Source organism: Kluyvera genomosp. 2, assembly GCF_036759865.1.
Taxonomy (GTDB): domain Bacteria; phylum Pseudomonadota; class Gammaproteobacteria; order Enterobacterales; family Enterobacteriaceae; genus Kluyvera; species Kluyvera ascorbata_B.
This window is the reverse complement of sequence record NZ_JAPKIA010000004.1, coordinates 100087-117463: the sequence shown is the minus strand read 5'-3', so window position 1 is coordinate 117463 and position 17377 is coordinate 100087. Positions and strand designations below refer to the sequence as shown.

The following is a 17377-nucleotide window of genomic DNA, read 5'->3' as shown; positions in this document are numbered from 1 at the left end:
ATAATAATCTAACATTAGACTAATCTATTGTTAGGTTACCTGAGGAAAGGTACCGCTTATCAGTGGGCTGTCGGCAAGCGAACCCTTCCACGTTGAATGGAGGTTAAGAGGTAAAAATGTGCATTAAACACAGCAAGGGGATACCCGAGCCGACGCTACCGTTCACATCGCTATTTTTAGAACGCGCAAAGGGTAAGGGTTACAGCAATGCGACTGTCAACACGGTGCTTGGGCCGGTGGCGGCTGACCAGCTTGGCGTGACGTTAGTCAGCGAATCGCTGATGTATGTGTTGCCCGGCGCACAGTACGCTTTCGATATCGACATCGACAGAGCGCTATGTTTTGAGGCGATTGCCGAGAAACTCCGGGCCTTCCGGGCAGCCGGTGGCGGTACGATTGTCGATATCACCGGGATGTTTGAAGGCCGGGATCTGCGCTTGTACGAGGCGCTTTCCCGAGAGACCGGCGTGCATATCATCGCCTCAACCGGGATGGGCCCGGAAGCCATGCTGGGCGGCTACTTCCTGACGCCGCAGACCAATCCTCCCACCCCGTGGTCGGCGCAGAAGTTTGCCGAGCTGTTTGGTCAGGAAGTGAATGAAGGAATGGTCGTGCCGCGCATTGAGCGCCGCGCCGCCGCCGGCATCATTGCCACGGCGACCACGCGCGATGGCATGACCCCGACCGATGAAAGCCTGGTACGCGGCGCGGCGCGAGCAGGGGCCGCTTATGGCGTACCGGTGCGGATCCGCTGCGGGGCAGATGCACCGGCAGAACTGCAGCTCGCGCTGGGGGAATCGCTGGCGCCGCAGCGCATCGTCATGGCGGATATCGACAGGCGCGATGCGGTTGAAAACGGCTGGCCGTTTGCCATGGTGCAGGCGGGGGCGATGATTGCCCTCGATCATATCGGTTCTGATGACGCCGATTACATTGATGACGCGGCGCGTGTGTCTTTGATCCGAGAGCTGATTGCCGCAGGTTATGTCGAGCGCATTTTACTTTCTTCCAGTGCGACCGGCGTCGCGTTCGGCGCGCCGGGCAACGATCGCGGCTATGTCGATGTGCTGACGCGGTTTGTCCCGATGCTGCTGGAGGCTGGTGTCTCAGCCGAGCATCTCAATCAGATTTTAATCACCAACGTCGCGGCGCTGCTCAGCGTCATGGGGGAAGATAAATGACACGCGTAAACACGGTACTGGGGACGATCTCGGCCGCAGAACTTGGATTTGTCGCCATCCATGAGCACATTGGCTATGGCATGCCGGGCTGCGAACTGGATAGCCGCTGGTGGAAAACCCCCGAAGCGCGCTATGAAGAGACGGTGCCCAAGCTGCGACTGTTCCGCGAAAACGCACGGCCTTGGGGCGCGGCGACCTTTGTGGAGGCGACGGGCATCTGTAACGGCCGTGATATTGATTATTACAAATCGCTTTCTGATAAAACGGGCGTGCACATTGTGGCCAGCACCGGTTTTGTCGGCGGTGATACCGCGTTGCCTTTTTTTGAACAGGCCAGCGTGGAATACCTGACCGATCAGTTCGTTCACGAAATCACCGTGGGTATCGGCAAGACCGGCGCGAAGGCCGGCATTATCAAAGTTGGGGTCAGCCGCGGCTTTAAGATGAAAGCGTTGGATAAACGCATTTATCGTGCGGCTGCCCGCGCCTCTCGCATCAGCGGCGCGCCGATTTTCACCCACCTTTCGGTGGATTCTCAGCCGGCGCTGGATATTTTTGCCGAAGAAGGGCTGCCGTGCCATCGCGTGCTGTTTGGCCATGCGGATGATGGTGTCAGCCAGGGAAAAATCAACGAACAGGCGCTGCTTGCCTCCGGTGCGCGCATCGGCTTCGACACCTTTGGCTACGATCTTGAGCTGCCTGACCCACCGTTCTGGGGCCGCCATCGTCAGGAGCGTTTGCAGCATTTCTTACGCTTCCTGCGCGAAGGACGCGTGCATCAGGTACTTGCCTCGGCGGATGCCAACTGTTCGCCGTTAGGGTGGCCAGGCGTGAAGGGGCATACCGTCAATTACCTCTTCGAACAGCTGATTCCTGATCTGCAGGCCGAAGGTATCTGTGCGGAAACGATCGATAAGCTGTTTATTCGCAACACGGCTGAGTTTCTTACCCTACAGCCGTTCAGCGATGCGACACCACAGCCACACCCGGGAGTGTAAACCTCATGACGCCACAAATAATAAAAAATCTGAACGTTGCCGTGATTGGCGCAGGCTATGCGGGCGCGACGGCGGCCCACGCGTTGAAGCTGCTGGGGGCCAACGTGACGGTCTATGAACAGGCGCAAGAGTCGCGAGAAGTGGGCGCGGGTATTGGCCTGCGGCCCTCCACGATGGCGCAATTTCAAAAGCTCGGCATTGTTGAGGTGATTAAGGCCGTCACCTCCGCAAGCGACTATTTCGAAATTTTAACCAAGGACGGGCAGCGTATTGCGATGGAAGAGTGGCCGGAAAAGCACACGTACGGCGCCTCAACGCATTTCGTGCATCGCGGTGACTTTATTCAGGCGCTGTTAAGCGTACTGCCGCCGGAGATGGTGAAGTTCGATCACCGCCTGACGCGTATTGTGGATAACGGCACGGGGGCTCGCGTGGAATTCGCCAACGGCGTCGCCATCGACGCTGATCTGGTGATCGCCGCCGACGGTATTCGTTCGCAGGTCCGCCAGCAGCTGTTCAGCGATAAACCGCCGGTATTCGCCGGTGAACATGCCTATCGCGTGGTGATCCCGGCGCGCGATACCTTCGGAATGGTGGACGACGGCAACCTGCGCATGTACGTGGGAATGGGCACCAAGATTTATCTGCTGCCGCTGCTGCACCGCCATGAAGTGTCGTTTGATGTGACCTGCCTGTCAGCGGATGCGTCGCCGGTGCCGGTTCTGAATAAAGCGGAGCTGCTCAGAGTCGTACAGGGGTTCGATCCGCGGCTTATTCACATCACCGAAGGGCTGGATATGGCGCAGGTGAACCTGCGCGCGGTGTATGACATCGACCCGGTGGATACCTGGAACAGCCGCTGCGTGGTGCTGATTGGCGATGCGGCGCACGCCATGTGCCATCACCAGGGGCAGGGGGCAAACTCGGCGGTGCTGGATGCCGGAATTCTGGCCGATTGCATTGCGCAGGAACCGTCCCTCGCCCAGGCGCTGGCGAACTTTACCGCGAAACGTAAACCGATGACCGATGAATTACAGCGCTTATCCCGCCAGGGGTGGAGCGAAGATGAAATTCAGAGCGTATTTCCAAATCAGCACGAAGGCGAGATTGCCACCTGGGGATAATATGACACTGCACACGACAATTGCCGATTTTCTCAGCACCCTCCCGCCGCCACCGCCGGGGCCGTTAAACCCACAGGCGATGCGCGCGGGGGAAGAGCAGCAGGCGGCGCGGCAGGAGAACCGTCTGCCCATGGCGTCGGTTGAGGACCGCACGCTGCCAACACAGGCCGGTGAAGTTAACGTACGTCTCTATACGCCAGACCACCAGGCGACGCACGGCGCAGTGGTTTATTTTCACGGCGGTGCCTTTTTCCTCGGTAGCCTGAATACCCACGATCACGTCGCCCGTGAGCTCGCCCGCGCCACGCAGTGCGTCGTCGTGGCCGTGGACTACCGGCTGGCGCCTGAACATGCTTTCCCTGCCGGTCTGCAAGACTGCTATGCGGTCGTAAAATGGCTGGCGCAATACGGCGCGCAGGCGGGAACGGGAATGGGCTGGGACGGTCAGACACTGGCCGTGGCGGGCGATAGCTCGGGCGGCAACTACGCCGCTGCGGTCGCCGCCATGGCGCTTGATGACGGACTGCAGTGTATTACGCATCAGGTGCTTTACTACCCGTCCGTCGATCTGGATTTCGATAGCACGCGTTATGCATCACGGATAACCAACGCGGTTGGCTATGGTCTGGAAACCGCCATGCTCAAACCGTTTAATGCGTTTTACCTCGATAGCGGGGCCGATCCGCAAAACCCGCTGGTCTCGCCAATCAAACGGCAGAATCTGGCCGGGCTGCCTGCGGCCCTGATTGTTACCGCGCAGTACGATCCTTTGCGCGATGAGGGGGAACGGTATGGGCAAAAGCTGGCGCAAGCGGGTGTGGCGGTGAAGGTGCATCGCTATGAAGGGGCTGGACACGGCTTTATTCAGCACTTTTCCTGGCTGCCTGAATTTCAGGGCGTTTACGCTGAAACGGCGGCGTTCCTGCGGGGGACGCGATGAGCAAGGCTGTGGACATTCATCCGCTGTACTCCGAGTGGGGGCGCTTTGGCCTGTACAGCTTTTTTATTGATAGCAGCGAACCGGTGATTATCGATACCGGGATCGCCAGTTCGCCTTCGGTCGGGATTGCGCCGGGCCTCAGCGCACTCGGGCGGCGGGTGGAAGATATTCGCTGGATCCTGCTGACGCATGGCCATATTGATCACATTGGCGGCGCCTGTGCGCTGTGGGAAATGACCGGCCGAAAAGCGAAGGTCGTGATTCATGAAGCCGATGTGCCGTTCCTGCGCTCGCGGCGGACCCACGTCGAGGAGTATCTGCAGGGACGAGGGCGCTATATCAACGATCCGCAGGGTGAGGCCAGGCTCTCGGCGGCCTGTCTGGCCGCCATTTCCGGTGAAATGGAGCCCGACGTGATCGTTCGCGATGGCGACGAGCTGTCGCTGGGGGCGGATTTGCGCATCAGAGTGCACTCCGTGCCCGGCCATTCGGCGGGCTCGGTGGCTTATGAAGTCATCGGGCAGGGGGATGTTTTTGTCGGTGATGCGGTGCAGATCCACGGGGCGGCTAACGGTTTTCCGGGCTATGTGGATCCGGACGCCTATCGCGTCAGCCTGCGGCATCTGCGCGATACCGTCCAGCCGGAACGTCTGTTCCTCGGGCATCCCTATCGCAGCCAGGGGGAAGCGCCGCTTGGCGTGGTGCTCAATCGACAGCAGGCGGCGGATAAAATCCAGGAAAGTCTCGATATTGAAGCCCGGGTGCGTCATGCCGTCGTCGAAGTCGGGGCGGACGCCGGGGATATTGCCCAGGCCCTATGTTCGCCGTACTGCTGCATCGCCGAAGCGCTGTTATATGAAGGCGACCCGCGGCTTGAACCTTCTCCTTTTTTCACTACGATGCACGGCTATTTTAACCAAGGATATCGCTCATGATTGTTTTGAAAGACTTACGTGTCCCTATGCGTGATGGCGTTCACCTGGCCGCAGACGCTTATCATGCGGAAGGTGATGAACCGCGTCCGGCGTTAATCGCGCTGAGCCCGTATGGCAAAGAGCTGCAGGCCCTGGCGTTGACTATTCCTCCACAAAAACGTCCCTCCCCGCTGTGGGACGGCTGTATTGAAGCGGGTGATATTACGCGGGTCGTGAAGGAGGGGTATGTCCATGTGATTGGTGATGTGCGAGGCTCCGGGGCGTCTGAAGGTGAACACATCGGTAATTACAACGCGGGCGGCGTACCGCTGGGTCAGGATGCCTACGATTTTATCGAATGGGTTGCCGCGCAGCCGTGGTGTAATGGTTGCGTCGGGATGATCGGTATTTCCTACTTTGGTTCCATGCAGGTGTTTGCCGCCTCTGAGCGGCCGCCAAGTCTGAAAGCCATTTTCGTCAGCGGCGGTCACTTTGATTTTTATGAAACCACCTACCATGGCGGCATTATGTGGCTGATGCCGCGCGCGGCTCGCGAAGGGCGCGGAGGCGATTCCGGCTGGGCCTTTACGCACCGTCATAAGTCGCGGATGCTGGAAACCTATACCCCGGAAGAAATCAAGTCGCGCGTTGCCGCACGGCTTGCGGACCCTGACGTCGCCGCCTGGCCCAATATGGTGCACATTCTTCATTACCCTATTCACCATGAATCCTGGTTCGATATCATCACCAATGAGGTCGACGGCGAATGGTATGAAGAACAGAATCCGATTAACCTGGCAAAAAACATAGATATTCCCGTTTATCTGCAAATCAATCAGGGGCGTGGCTGGACCGTTGACGGCACGATTGCGCTGTTTGACCAGTTACAGTGCCCCAAAAAGCTGGAGATCGGGCCCTACCCGCCGATGCAAACGCGGCCGTGGGTGGATGAGCATGACACCATGTTCCGCTGGTATGACTATTGGCTGAAAGGGATCGATAACGGCATTATGGATGAGCCCGCCGTCAAGGTGCACGTTGAGGGAACCCGCCGCTGGAGTACCGGCGAGCAGTGGCCGGTGAAAGCGGTCGGCTATCAACCGCTTTATCTGCGTACGCGCGGCAAGCTGAGCCCTGAGCCAGAGGCTTACGGCGCCGATATTTCTTACCCGGAAGGTTTTTTCCAGGCGCCGCTCACCATTACCGACAAAGTCGAGAAATTGACGTGGTCCACCGATCCTTTTGACGCGGTGACGTCGGTACATGGCGTGGGGGCTGCGCATCTGTTTGTCGAGATCGACCAGCCTGATACCAACTTAATTCTGCGACTGTGGGATGAAGCGCCATCCGGCAAGCGTCAACTAGTTTCAACCGGTTTTCTCAAGGCGTCGCACCGCGAGCTGGACGCCCGGACGACGGAAGGCAACCCGCATCATCCGCATACCCGCAGCGTGCCCGTGGAACCGGGAACCATCAACGAATATGTGGTGCGCATTTATCCTTTTGCCAATGATTTTTGTATCGGGCACAAGCTGGTGGTCGAGCTGATGTGCAATGAGCCGATGGTGGATGAGCACAATTCTCTGCTGCCGCCTGACGCCTATCATCTGCCGGTAGGGCAGCCGGTCACGCATATCATTTATCGGGATGCCGCACACCCGTCGCGTTTAGTCTTGCCGTTTGTTGCCCAGCCGAAGGCGAATCACAGACCGCACGATAGCGTCGTTAACGAATATCACTTACTGAGAAAATAATAAAAAAACGATCCGACTTTTATTAACAATAAATAGAGCCCGTCAGGCGTTAATGATTAACGTCAGGTGAATCGTTGTCTTCAAAAAAGGAGTGTGAATGAAAGCCGTCCTCTGAGAGAGATGTAAATTTCATTGTAGTCATATATAAAACGTTATAGCTCAGGGTTAATTGCCGCCAGCGAAGGCTTTTGATGTCTGAGTTATAATGGCTTTCTTTACAAGGAAAGTTAATTTCCTTGGTTTTGCTGTGCGCTGTTTTTACGCGCTGCAGGAATATTTATGACGGTGGCCTGAGATATCCATTTATTATCGTTAAATACAACGGTAATAAATGTCGGTATTCATTATGGCTGCCTGATGTATGAGAAAAGAGGTTTATTCTAACGGTCTTAAATAAAGAGGGTTATATCGTGACATCCAGAGTTCATGTCAATAAACGCGGCATTGCCGCCATTATGCTCGCGCACTGCGCCGGGATGGTCGATCTGGTCGCGCTGCCGGTTTGGGTGGGGACGCTGGTCGGGCTGTATGGTTTCGACCCGCAGGCTTCCGGTGGGCTGCCGACGTTATTTCTGCTCGGCGCGTCTTTAGCGAGCATTACGATTGCCCCGCGGCTCAATCAGTTAAACGGCCGGCGGGTGGTGGTGGCCGGTTTTGGCTGCGGTGCGCTGCTGCTGATGGCCAGCGCGCTGACGCGGGATTATAGCCTGCTGGTGGCCCTGCATTTTGTCTGTGGCCTGGCGGTAGGGGCCGCGCTGAGCGTGACGCACGGCACGGTTGGGCACTGCGCTAACCCGCACCGACTATTCGGGCTGGCAGGGCTGGCTATCGGTATTCTGGGGATCGTGTTTCTCGGCGTGGCGCCGGGGATGATTGCCCGGTTCGGCGGGCCAACTTTGTTTCTGATGTTAAGCGGCCTGATGGCGCTGGCCGCGGTGGCATCGCTGCTCTTTTTCCCTATCGCCTTCGCCGTCAGCGAGACAAAAAACGCCGCCACCACCGCGCCGCTTGGCCGGGAAGTGTGGTTCTGCATCGTCGGGATAGCGCTACTCTGTACCGCACAGGCTATGACGTTATCTTTCTACGAAAGGTTGGGCATTGCCAGAGGTTTCGGCGTTGAGCTGGTTACCCTGGCTTTGGTGGGGTACGGCATCGTTGCCATTTTCCCCTCGCCGATTGCCGCGCTGCTCGAAAAACGGCTCAGCGCCACGGTGGTTATCTGTATTGGTCCGCTATTTCAGGCATTTTTCGCGATGATGGCGACCCACAGCGATAACTATCTGCTGTATGCGCTGAGCGGAGGGGGAATGGCGTTTACTATTCTGTTTACCCATACCTTCGCGTTTGGTCTGCTCGCGCGCCTGGATTTATCCGGCCGCGCCGTGGCGGGAACGCCGGCAATGATGATGGCCGGCGCCGCAGTAGGCCCCTTCCTTGGCGGAACCTTAGTGAAACTCTTTAGCTTTGAGGCCATTGGTATTGCCGCATGTTTTATTGCCGCAGTACAGGTCATTTTATTTAATGCGACACGGCTACGCGTGCGCAGCAAAACAATAGCGCTGCCGGAACCCGTCGAATAAACGCTATTTTATTTTTCGATTTATTTTATTCAGGCGTAAACGATAAACACAGACGGTACTTTTTTCTGATATTTCAAAAACCCTACTAATAATATTAATAGATGGCGACGACGTCTTGATAAGACGACGTACGGCATCATAAACGGAAATAAACAGATGAAAACGAAAACAAACACGCTGCTGGCAGTTATTGTTCTGATGATAATAAATAGTAAAGGCGCCTATGCTGAGGGGGCGGGTATGCCGCCACTGAGTCAGGGTGAGGCGATTATCTATAATCTGGCGCAGGCCGGGTTAATGTACGAATTTAACAGCTATGAAGATTATGGCACCGTACAGGCGCGAATTGGCCAGGCGCGGGCGGAAATAGAGGACTCGCGGGCAACGGGGCGAACCTCTGGTTATAAAGATTCCGCCAATGTCGGCGTGTTACCGGTCGATCTGTTTTATTCTCTCCCGGGAGACAGCAGCCATGGATTCCTGAAGCTGGGCGGGTTTGCCAACGTTAACTATCGCGATAAGAACCAGACTCAGGTTTATTCGCGCGCAGGCCGTATTGAGCTTGAGTATCTGAACGCGCCCTCTCAGGACACGTTGCTTGGGATTGGGGTCTTTACGGAGAAGCAGATCATCAACTTTATTCACAACGATGGTCAGACCCGCGACCTCGGGTACGGCGTACGCGGCGATATCGTGCAGAAGTTTAACGCCTGGTGGGGGCTTGCTGCCCGCGCAGAGTACTTTTGGGCCGACGGTGAGACGCATATCCCTCTGGGTGGTGGTATGAAATATGGCTACGATCAGGACTGGAACCGGGTTTACGCCCAGCTTAGCCTCGTGGGGACGTTTACCCGGCAGTCGTTAGGCTTTCTGCCACAAGGGTGGGCATTCCATCCGACGTTAAAAGTGGCCTATCAGGATAACCATTACAATGATGTTGAAGATACGTTCGGCAACACGGTGAACGGTACGGAAGGGCCAAATGACGCTTACGCCATGATAACGGCCAACGCGCGATTTGAGGATACCGACCTTCGCCCGGGAAACATTGCACCCATGCTGGAACTGGGCGTTAACCAGGAGGTTAAAAACGATCTCAATACGGTGGTAAAAGACCCGACCAGTCTGCATACGTCAATCGGGGCATCGGTTAACTTCGGCCATGGCGCCATGATGAACGTGGCCTATTCACGCAATGACGGTCTGAAGGGGGAACGGCGCGATCAGGCGTTAACCCTGCATTTCGGACTGCTGTACTGACGCCAACGGGCATAAAAAAAGCCGCCCGGTATGCGCGGGCGGCTTGTGGGGAAGGGGGCGTAGAATTACGCCAGCACCAGATCGCCCTGCGGATGACAGGAGCAGGCCAGTACATACCCTTCGGCGATTTCCGCGTCGGTCAGCGTCATGGTGCTGCTGACCGTGTAATTACCGGAAACCACTTTGGTTTTACAGCAGCCGCAAACACCCGCACGGCAGGCGGCGACAACCGGGACTTTATTGCTTTCCAGCGCGTCCAGCAGCGTGGTGCCCACCGGCGCATAGAACTGTTGCGCTGGCTGCAGTTTGGTGAACTTCAGGCCGCTGGTGGCGGCTTCGGCAACAGGTGTGAAGAACTGCTCTTTAAAGAAGCGCGTCACGCCCAGCGCTTTCACTTCTTTCTCGACCAGATCCATATACGGCGCCGGGCCGCAGGTCATCACGGTACGCGAAGTCAGATCCGGCACGCTTTGCAGCAGTGCGGTAGTGAGTCGGCCAGAAACAAAGCCGTGGGTGGCGTTGTTTTCAGCGACTAATGTCACCGGATATTCACGCCATTCGTCAGCAAAAATGACATCCTGCGGCGAACGCACGTTAAAGATCACCTGCACATCGGCCTGCGGGCGGTATTTTGCCAACCAGCGACGCATTGACATGATGGGCGTCACGCCGCAGCCGGCGGCCAGCATCAGGAACTTGTCTTCTGTTTTATCTTCACAGGTGAATTCACCCATGGCATCGGACAGCCAGATATAGTCGCCGCGCTTCACGTCGCGGGTCAGCCACTGTGAACCTGCACCTTCGTCAATCCGACGGACGGTCAGCGTAATGTATTCGCTAACGCCCGGCGTTGAAGAAATCGTGTAGGCACGCAGCGTGTCCGCTGAATTACGTACGCTGACCAGTGCATACTGCCCGGCGCGGTACGGATAATAGTCGTGGCACAGCAACGAAATTGTCCATACATCCGGCGTTTCCTGATGGATGTGGTGAACCTGCATCCGCCACGGGCACTGATGAGTTGGCATTGTCATTCTTTACTCCTTACGCGCTCAGCAGCTGCTTCATATCTTCTTCAACGGTGGTCACGGAACGCAGACCGAATTTCTCGTTGAGCACAGCCAGCAGGTCCGGCGTGAAGAAGCCAGGCGCAGTCGGGCCAGTGACGATGTTTTTCACGCCCAGCGACAGCAGGGTCAGCAGAATCACAATCGCTTTCTGTTCGAACCAGGAGAGCACCAGAGACAGCGGCAGGTCGTTCACGCCACAGCCCAGTTTTTCCGCCAGGGTGACCGCCAGGATGATGGCAGAGTAAGCATCGTTACACTGACCGGCATCCACCAGACGCGGCAGACCTTCGATATCGCCGAATTCCAGTTTGTTGAAACGGTATTTACCGCAGGCCAGGGTCAGGATCAGGCAGTCGTCCGGTACGCTGGTGGCGAAATCGGTGAAGTAGTTACGTTCACCGCGCGCGCCGTCGCAGCCGCCGACCAGGAAGATGTGACGCAGTTTTTCGCGGCTGACCAGGTCAATCAGGGTATCCGCAGCGCCCAGCAGGGTCTGGCGACCGAAACCAACGGTGATCAGATGCGGAATTTCGCTGTACGGGAAGCCCGCCATTTGCTGAGCCTGAGCGATGACCGGACCGAAGTTGTCGCCTTCAAGGTGGCTCACACCTGGCCAACCGACGATGCTACGGGTCCAGATACGGTCGTCGTAGGCACCCACGGTCGGGTCGATGATGCAGTTAGAGGTCATCACGATTGGGCCCGGGAAGCGGGCGAATTCAACCTGCTGATTCTGCCAGCCGCTGCCGTAGTTACCGACCAGGTGTTTGAATTTACGCAGCTCCGGATAGCCGTGCGCTGGCAGCATTTCACCGTGGGTATAGACGTTCACGCCAGTCCCTTCGGTTTGCTCCAGCAGGTTGTACAGATCTTTCAGGTCGTGACCGGAGATCAGAATACATTTACCTTCGGTTGCTTTAACGTTGACCTGAGTCGGGGTCGGGTGACCGTATTTGGTGGTTTCACCGGCGTCCAGGATGCTCATCACTTTGAAGTTCATCTGGCCGATTTCCATTGAGCACTCCAGCAGAGCGTTCATATCGGCAGGCCAGGTACCCAGCCACGCCATGATTTTGTGGTACTGCGCATAGATATCGTTGTCGTACTGACCGAGAACGTGGGCGTGCTCCATGTAAGCTGCCGCACCTTTCAGGCCGTACAGGCACAGCAGACGCAGGCCGAGGATGTTCTCGCCGATGGTCGCTTTGTCTTTATTCGGGGTAAATTCCGCAGCCTGCTTTTGCAGAGCGCCCAGGTCGTCGCTGGCGAGCTGCAGCTCTGCCATCGGGTTATCAACGGTGGCGTTAGCATCAACGGCCAGGCACTGCGCTTTCAGCGCTTCACGCATGGCGATGGCTTGACGGGCATAGCCAACAATACGCGGGGAATCGAAGTTAACGTTAGTCAGGGTAGAGAAGAACGCGCGCGGGGCGAAGTTATCGACGTCATGGCTGATAATGCCGTATTCGCGAGCTTTCACCGCCCATGCGGACAGACCTTGCAGGGAGGCAATCAGCAGATCCTGCAGATCGGATGTTTCAGCGGTCTTACCGCACATACCCTGTGCATAAGAGCAGCCGTTCCCTGCCGGAGTACGGATGGTTTGTTCACATTGCACACAAAACATGGTCACACCTTTTAAAGTTATATTTAATATACATGTTTAAGGGTAAGCCTGGTGCTAAGCCTTGAAAAGGGCTTTTTCGTGCAACTTAAAGGGAGGTTGATTTAGCGCAATTTTGGCGGCAGCCGTCGCTACCGCCAAGGAGGTATCAGGCGGTGAAGAAGGCCATCATCAGCGGCACCAGCAGGCTCAGAATAAAGCCGTGGACGATCGCTGGCGGCACCATTTCGACGCCGCCGGAGCGCTGCAGAACGGGCAGCGTAAAGTCCATCGACGTTGCACCGCACAGGCCGAGGGCGGTAGAGCGGCTGCGGCGAACCAGACCGGGAATCAGCATAATCGCCAGCAGCTCGCGTGCCAGGTCGTTAAAGAAGGTCGCACTGCCGATAACCGGCCCGTAGGCGTCGGTCAGCAGAATGCCGGACAGCGAATACCAGCCGAAGCCGGAAGCCATGGCCAGGCCGGTCTTAAGCGGTAGCCCAAGCAGAAACGCGTTTATCACCCCGGCGACCATCGAACTGGCGACGACGACCAGCGCAATCACCATACCGCGGCGGTTGAGAATAATTTGTCGGAGCGTCATGCCGCTATTTCGTAGCTGGATGCCGACAAGGAACAGCAGGAAGATAAGCGTATATTCGCTGGCGTCGGTGGCATGCTGCAAAAAGGATAATCCGCTCAGCCCAAGGACGAACCCGGCAATAACCACAAAGCACAGCTTTAATGATTCCAGCGTCATCGCGAGACGCGAGGGTAATTTTTCCTGATGGTGTGGGTGACCCCAGGGCAACACTTTTTCCAGCCACATTAGCGCCGCGATATTGCAGCATAAAATAACCACAATGCTAATAGAGGAATAGTGGAAGATGGCTAAGAGATTGGTCGCCAGATTATCCAGAAAGGCCAGGCTGATCCCCATAAAAAACAGAATCAGATAAACAATCCAGCTCAGCAGACGGTTGATTAGCTGCAGCGCGCTGCGGTGGGTGAGGGGAATAAGGTAGCCAATAATGAGTGGCACCAGAATGATTAGCAATCCCGATAACATGGCGTGCTCAGTTCCTTGCAGTGTTGAAATAGCGCACAGACACTACCGAAAACCCCATTCTGAGTAAAGCCACGAAAAAAGAAAGACCCGACAGAGTCGGGTCTTTGGAGGCCGGGTAAGGCTATGCCGTTATCCGGCAATGTGCCTGATACTGCCTGATGGCGCTATGCCTATCAGACCGGCAGGCGGCTTATTTCTTTTCCAGCAGGGTGCGATAAATCACACCACCCAGGATACCGCCGATGATTGGCATGACCCAGAACAGCCACAGCTGGTCAAGCGCCCAGCCGCCCTGGAAGATAGCTACCGCGGTGCTACGCGCCGGGTTAACGGAGGTGTTGGTGACCGGGATGCTGATCAGGTGAATCAGGGTCAGTGCCAGGCCGATGGCGATCGGCGCAAAGCCTGCCGGCGCGTTTTTATCGGTTGCGCCGTGAATAACCAGCAGGAAGCCGCAGGTCAGAACAATTTCAATCACGATAGCGGACAGCATAGAGTAGCCGCCAGGGGAGTGTTCGCCGTAGCCGTTGGAAGCAAAACCGCTGGCTGCCGCATCGAAGCCCGCTTTACCGCTGGCAATTAAGTACAGTACGGCTGCCGCAATAATCCCGCCGACAACCTGTGCGACAATATAGCCAATCACCTCTTTCGCCGGGAAACGGCCGCCGGCCCACAGGCCCAGCGTGACCGCCGGGTTAAAATGGCCGCCTGAAATATGGCCCACGGCAAACGCCATGGTCAGAACGGTTAAACCGAACGCCAGCGCAACGCCCACAAAGCCAATCCCTAATTCTGGAAACGCTGCCGCCAGAACGGCGCTACCGCAGCCACCAAATACCAGCCAGAAGGTGCCGAAGCACTCTGCAGCCAATTTTCTAAACATAACCACCTCGAATTAAAAAATATTATCGTCATAAAGGGTGACGACTGAATATATCCCTACCAAAATGGGTGGCAGGCATAGTCCTCATTATTTTAAAAACGAACGTCATCCCTTCACCAGTTAAATAAGTACCTGAACTTTGATACAAAACAATGTGGTGTTATTCCTTAAGCAATTCATTCTTTGATTTTGAGTGTAGTGCATTATTTTCAGAATAATCGGGGAAGGTGATAGCGAGCGCACTTTATTACTTTCAGTGGTTAATAAAACATCAGTCCGTCAGAAAGTGGGGGCCGCGCCGGGTGTCAAGCGCCGCGCATGCCGCTATACTGCCGATAACGAAAGGATGACCGCTATCGTGTTACGGAGGAGTTATGCTTCTTGAGCGCACCGAGATTGCAGGGTTTCGCGGCATTAACCGTTTGTCGTTAATGCTGGAGGAGAATAACGTCTTAATCGGCGAAAACGCGTGGGGTAAATCGAGTTTACTCGACGCGCTGACGCTGCTGCTTTCGCCGCACGATGCGCTGTACCACTTTGTGCATAATGATTTCTGGTTCCCGCCCGGCGACGTCCAGGGCCGTGAACACCATCTGCATATTATTCTCACCTTCCGCGAAAATGAACCTGGCCGCTACCGGGGGCGACGCTATCGCGGGTTATCCGACTGCTGGTCGCTGTGCGATGACGGCTATCGGCGCATTTTTTACCGCCTGGAAGGCGAGCTGGCCGCCGACGGCAGCGTGCTGACGCTACGCAGCTTTATTGATAGCGACGGCCAGGCGCTGGACATTGCGGATATTGACGCCCAGGCCCGCGAGCTGATCCGGCTGATGCCGGTACTGCGCCTGCGCGATGCGCGCTTTATGCGACGCATTCGCAGCGGCACCGTGCCGGATGTTCCCGACGTGGAAATCACCGCTCGTCAGCTCGATTTCCTTTCCCGTGAGCTGGTCACCAGCCCGCAGAATCTCAGCGATGGCCAAATCCGTCAGGGGTTGGCGGCCATGGGGCAACTGCTGGAACACTACTTTTCTGAGCAAGGCTCTGGCCCGGCGATTCAGCGTTTGATGCGCCGCCGCTCGCACGATGAGCAGCGCAGCTGGCGTTATCTGGATCTGATCAATCGGATGATCGACAAACCCGGCGCGCGCAACCACCGGGTGATCCTTTTGGGCATGTTTGCCACGTTGCTGCAGGCCAAGGGAGCGGTCAAGCTCGATAGAGATGCGCGTCCGCTGCTGCTGGTGGAAGACCCGGAAACGCGGCTGCATCCGATTATGCTGTCGGTGGCCTGGAGCCTGCTGAACCTGCTGCCTTTACAGCGGGTGGCGACCACCAATTCCGGCGAGCTGCTGTCGCTGACGCCGATGCAAAACGTCTGCCGGTTGGTGCGCGAGTCGTCCCGCGTGTCTGCATGGCGTCTGGGGCCCGAGGGAATGAATGCCGAAGACAGCCGGCGAATTTCGTTTCATATCCGCTTTAACCGCGCCTCATCGCTCTTTGCACGCTGCTGGCTGCTGGTCGAAGGGGAAACGGAGACCTGGGTTATCAACGAACTGGCGCGCCAGTGTGGTCATCACTTTGATGCGGAGGGGGTGAAGGTCATTGAGTTTGCCCAGTCCGGGCTGAAGCCGTTGGTGAAATTTGCTCGCCGCATGGGCATTGAATGGCACGTGCTGGTCGACGGCGATGAGGCGGGGAAAAAGTATGCTGCAACGGTGCGCGGTCTGCTGAACAACGATCGCGAGGCGGAACATCATCATCTGACTACGCTGCCCGCGCCGGATATGGAACACTTTATGTATCGGCAGGGATTCGCCACCGTCTACCATCGCGTGGCGCAGCTGCCTGACAATGTGCCGATGAATATGCGTCGGGTCATCACCAAGGCGATTCACCGTTCATCAAAGCCGGATCTCGCCATTGAGGTGGCGATGGAAGCCGGGCGGCGCGGCGTGGAGGCGGTGCCGCCGTTGCTGAAGAAAATGTTTTCCCGCGTGGTCTGGCTGGCGCGCGGGAAAGCGGATTAAGGCTGAACGGTCTGTGCAACCTGCTGCTGGAGCGCGTCCAGCAGCTCGTAGCGGCGTCGATACTCGGCGCGTTTCTTACTGGCTATCTCTTCCATGGTTTTACGCGGCAGTGCCAGCGGTAAAACGTAATCCCCTTCGCCATCGGCCGCCGCGCCCAGCGACTCCCAGAAGCTGTTGTAATCCGCATGCAGTTTACCGCGTTTCTTACGGCGGTAGCGCAGGCTGCGATAGATATGCGTTTCGTTACTGACCGCACGTACGTGCTCGACCGACAGCAGCGTGCCCAGCGTTAACATGGCATCCACCACCAGCCGTTTCGGGAACAGGCCGTGACAGGCTTTGGTCGCACTCTGGATAAGCTGATGCGGAACATCGGCCTTCGCACCCTGCAGGCCGCCGACGAAGAACGTATTCACGCCGTTGTACTGGCACAGGGTAAACGTCAGCTCCGCCAGTATGGTCTGGTTCTGGTCGTGGAAGGTCAGCGTAGCTTCGCCTTCTTTGTCGAGCATTGCGTCGGCGCACAGGCGAATGCTGTACTGCTGTTCATCTTTGCCGGTGAGCGTGGCCAGCAGCGCACCGTGCGTTGACAGATAGTCGCTGGCGACGTTTTCCGGCAGCGTATCCAGCATCTGCCGATAGTGCCAGCAAAGGGCATTGATGGTTTGCTGATGGCTCATGTGCGTGCACAGCCAGGGGCGGTGCAGACGGCACGGGAGGCCGGGCTGTACGCGAAGGATCTCCATCAGATGCGGCTGTTTTGCCAGGCTCCCCAGCAGTTTGCCGGTCATGCGCGGCGTGCTCAGCGATCGCAGCAGGAATTTACGTCGGTACGCCGGGTTTTTCCACGCGCGGCCCGGCGTTAATGCGCCGGTCGACAGCAGCCGAAAAAGCTGCCAGCTGGATTCTGGTTGCGGAAGAGTGGAGTGTGGAATTGCGGCAATGCTCGACATAAGAAAAATCTCATT

General features: G+C 56.8%; 14 protein-coding genes. 9 read left to right on the top strand and 5 right to left on the bottom strand.

Annotated features, from left to right (window positions below):
• The first annotated feature begins 116 nt into the window (after nucleotides 1-116).
• The 8 genes from V6942_RS05315 to V6942_RS05280 all read left to right on the top strand — a co-directional run bounded on the left by V6942_RS05315 (nucleotide 117) and on the right by V6942_RS05280 (nucleotide 9751).
• Entirely contained in the window at nucleotides 117-1181 is a 1065-nt protein-coding gene (locus V6942_RS05315; RefSeq protein ID WP_333500888.1) for a hypothetical protein, read from the top strand.
• Nucleotides 1178-2179, top strand: a complete 1002-nt coding sequence (locus V6942_RS05310) for a hypothetical protein (RefSeq protein WP_333500887.1) — start codon at nucleotides 1178-1180, stop codon at nucleotides 2177-2179. Before V6942_RS05315 ends, V6942_RS05310 begins: the two co-directional genes overlap by 4 nt.
• Nucleotides 2180-2184: 5 nt before the next feature.
• Nucleotides 2185-3303, top strand: a complete 1119-nt coding sequence (locus V6942_RS05305; protein ID WP_182929206.1) for an FAD-dependent oxidoreductase — start codon at nucleotides 2185-2187, stop codon at nucleotides 3301-3303.
• Between the two features lies 1 nt (nucleotide 3304).
• Nucleotides 3305-4243 carry an alpha/beta hydrolase gene (locus tag V6942_RS05300; RefSeq protein ID WP_106924472.1) on the top strand — a complete coding sequence of 313 codons (939 nt, stop codon included), beginning with the start codon at nucleotides 3305-3307 and terminating at the stop codon, nucleotides 4241-4243.
• Nucleotides 4240-5178 carry an MBL fold metallo-hydrolase gene (locus V6942_RS05295; RefSeq protein WP_182929205.1) on the top strand — a complete coding sequence of 313 codons (939 nt, stop codon included), beginning with the start codon at nucleotides 4240-4242 and terminating at the stop codon, nucleotides 5176-5178. The genes V6942_RS05300 and V6942_RS05295 overlap by 4 nt, the downstream gene beginning before the upstream one ends.
• Nucleotides 5175-6911 carry a CocE/NonD family hydrolase gene (locus tag V6942_RS05290; protein ID WP_333500886.1) on the top strand — a complete coding sequence of 579 codons (1737 nt, stop codon included), beginning with the start codon at nucleotides 5175-5177 and terminating at the stop codon, nucleotides 6909-6911. Before V6942_RS05295 ends, V6942_RS05290 begins: the two co-directional genes overlap by 4 nt.
• A 410-nt stretch (nucleotides 6912-7321) precedes the next feature.
• A complete protein-coding gene (locus tag V6942_RS05285) occupies nucleotides 7322-8491 on the top strand; it encodes an MFS transporter (RefSeq protein WP_197974840.1) in 1170 nt (389 codons plus the stop codon).
• Nucleotides 8492-8647: 156 nt separating this feature from the next.
• Nucleotides 8648-9751 (top strand): hypothetical protein, encoded by a 1104-nt coding sequence (locus V6942_RS05280; protein ID WP_106924469.1) that lies wholly within the window; start codon nucleotides 8648-8650, stop codon nucleotides 9749-9751.
• Nucleotides 9752-9816: 65 nt separating this feature from the next.
• Here V6942_RS05280 and hcr read toward each other — a convergent pair whose 3' ends face one another.
• The 4 genes from hcr to aqpZ form a co-directional block, all read right to left on the bottom strand.
• Nucleotides 9817-10785 (bottom strand): NADH oxidoreductase, encoded by a 969-nt coding sequence (hcr, locus tag V6942_RS05275; protein ID WP_106924468.1) that lies wholly within the window; start codon nucleotides 10783-10785, stop codon nucleotides 9817-9819.
• A 10-nt stretch (nucleotides 10786-10795) separates the two neighbouring features.
• Nucleotides 10796-12448 (bottom strand): hydroxylamine reductase, encoded by a 1653-nt coding sequence (gene hcp, locus V6942_RS05270; protein ID WP_106924467.1) that lies wholly within the window; start codon nucleotides 12446-12448, stop codon nucleotides 10796-10798.
• Between the two features lie 145 nt (nucleotides 12449-12593).
• Nucleotides 12594-13493 (bottom strand): lysine exporter LysO family protein, encoded by a 900-nt coding sequence (locus V6942_RS05265; RefSeq protein WP_182929201.1) that lies wholly within the window; start codon nucleotides 13491-13493, stop codon nucleotides 12594-12596.
• 190 nt (nucleotides 13494-13683) lie between these two features.
• Nucleotides 13684-14376, bottom strand: coding sequence for an aquaporin Z (aqpZ, locus tag V6942_RS05260; RefSeq protein ID WP_182929200.1), 693 nt, complete (start codon nucleotides 14374-14376; stop codon nucleotides 13684-13686).
• A gap of 374 nt (nucleotides 14377-14750) precedes the next feature.
• Here aqpZ and V6942_RS05255 point away from each other — a divergent pair, with 374 nt between their 5' ends.
• Nucleotides 14751-16409, top strand: a complete 1659-nt coding sequence (locus tag V6942_RS05255; protein ID WP_106924464.1) for an ATP-dependent endonuclease — start codon at nucleotides 14751-14753, stop codon at nucleotides 16407-16409.
• Here V6942_RS05255 and V6942_RS05250 read toward each other — a convergent pair.
• Nucleotides 16406-17362: a VirK/YbjX family protein gene (locus V6942_RS05250; protein WP_182929199.1), complete on the bottom strand. Its 957-nt coding sequence runs from the start codon at nucleotides 17360-17362 to the stop codon at nucleotides 16406-16408. The genes V6942_RS05255 and V6942_RS05250 overlap by 4 nt on opposite strands.
• Between the last annotated feature and the right edge of the window lie 15 nt (nucleotides 17363-17377).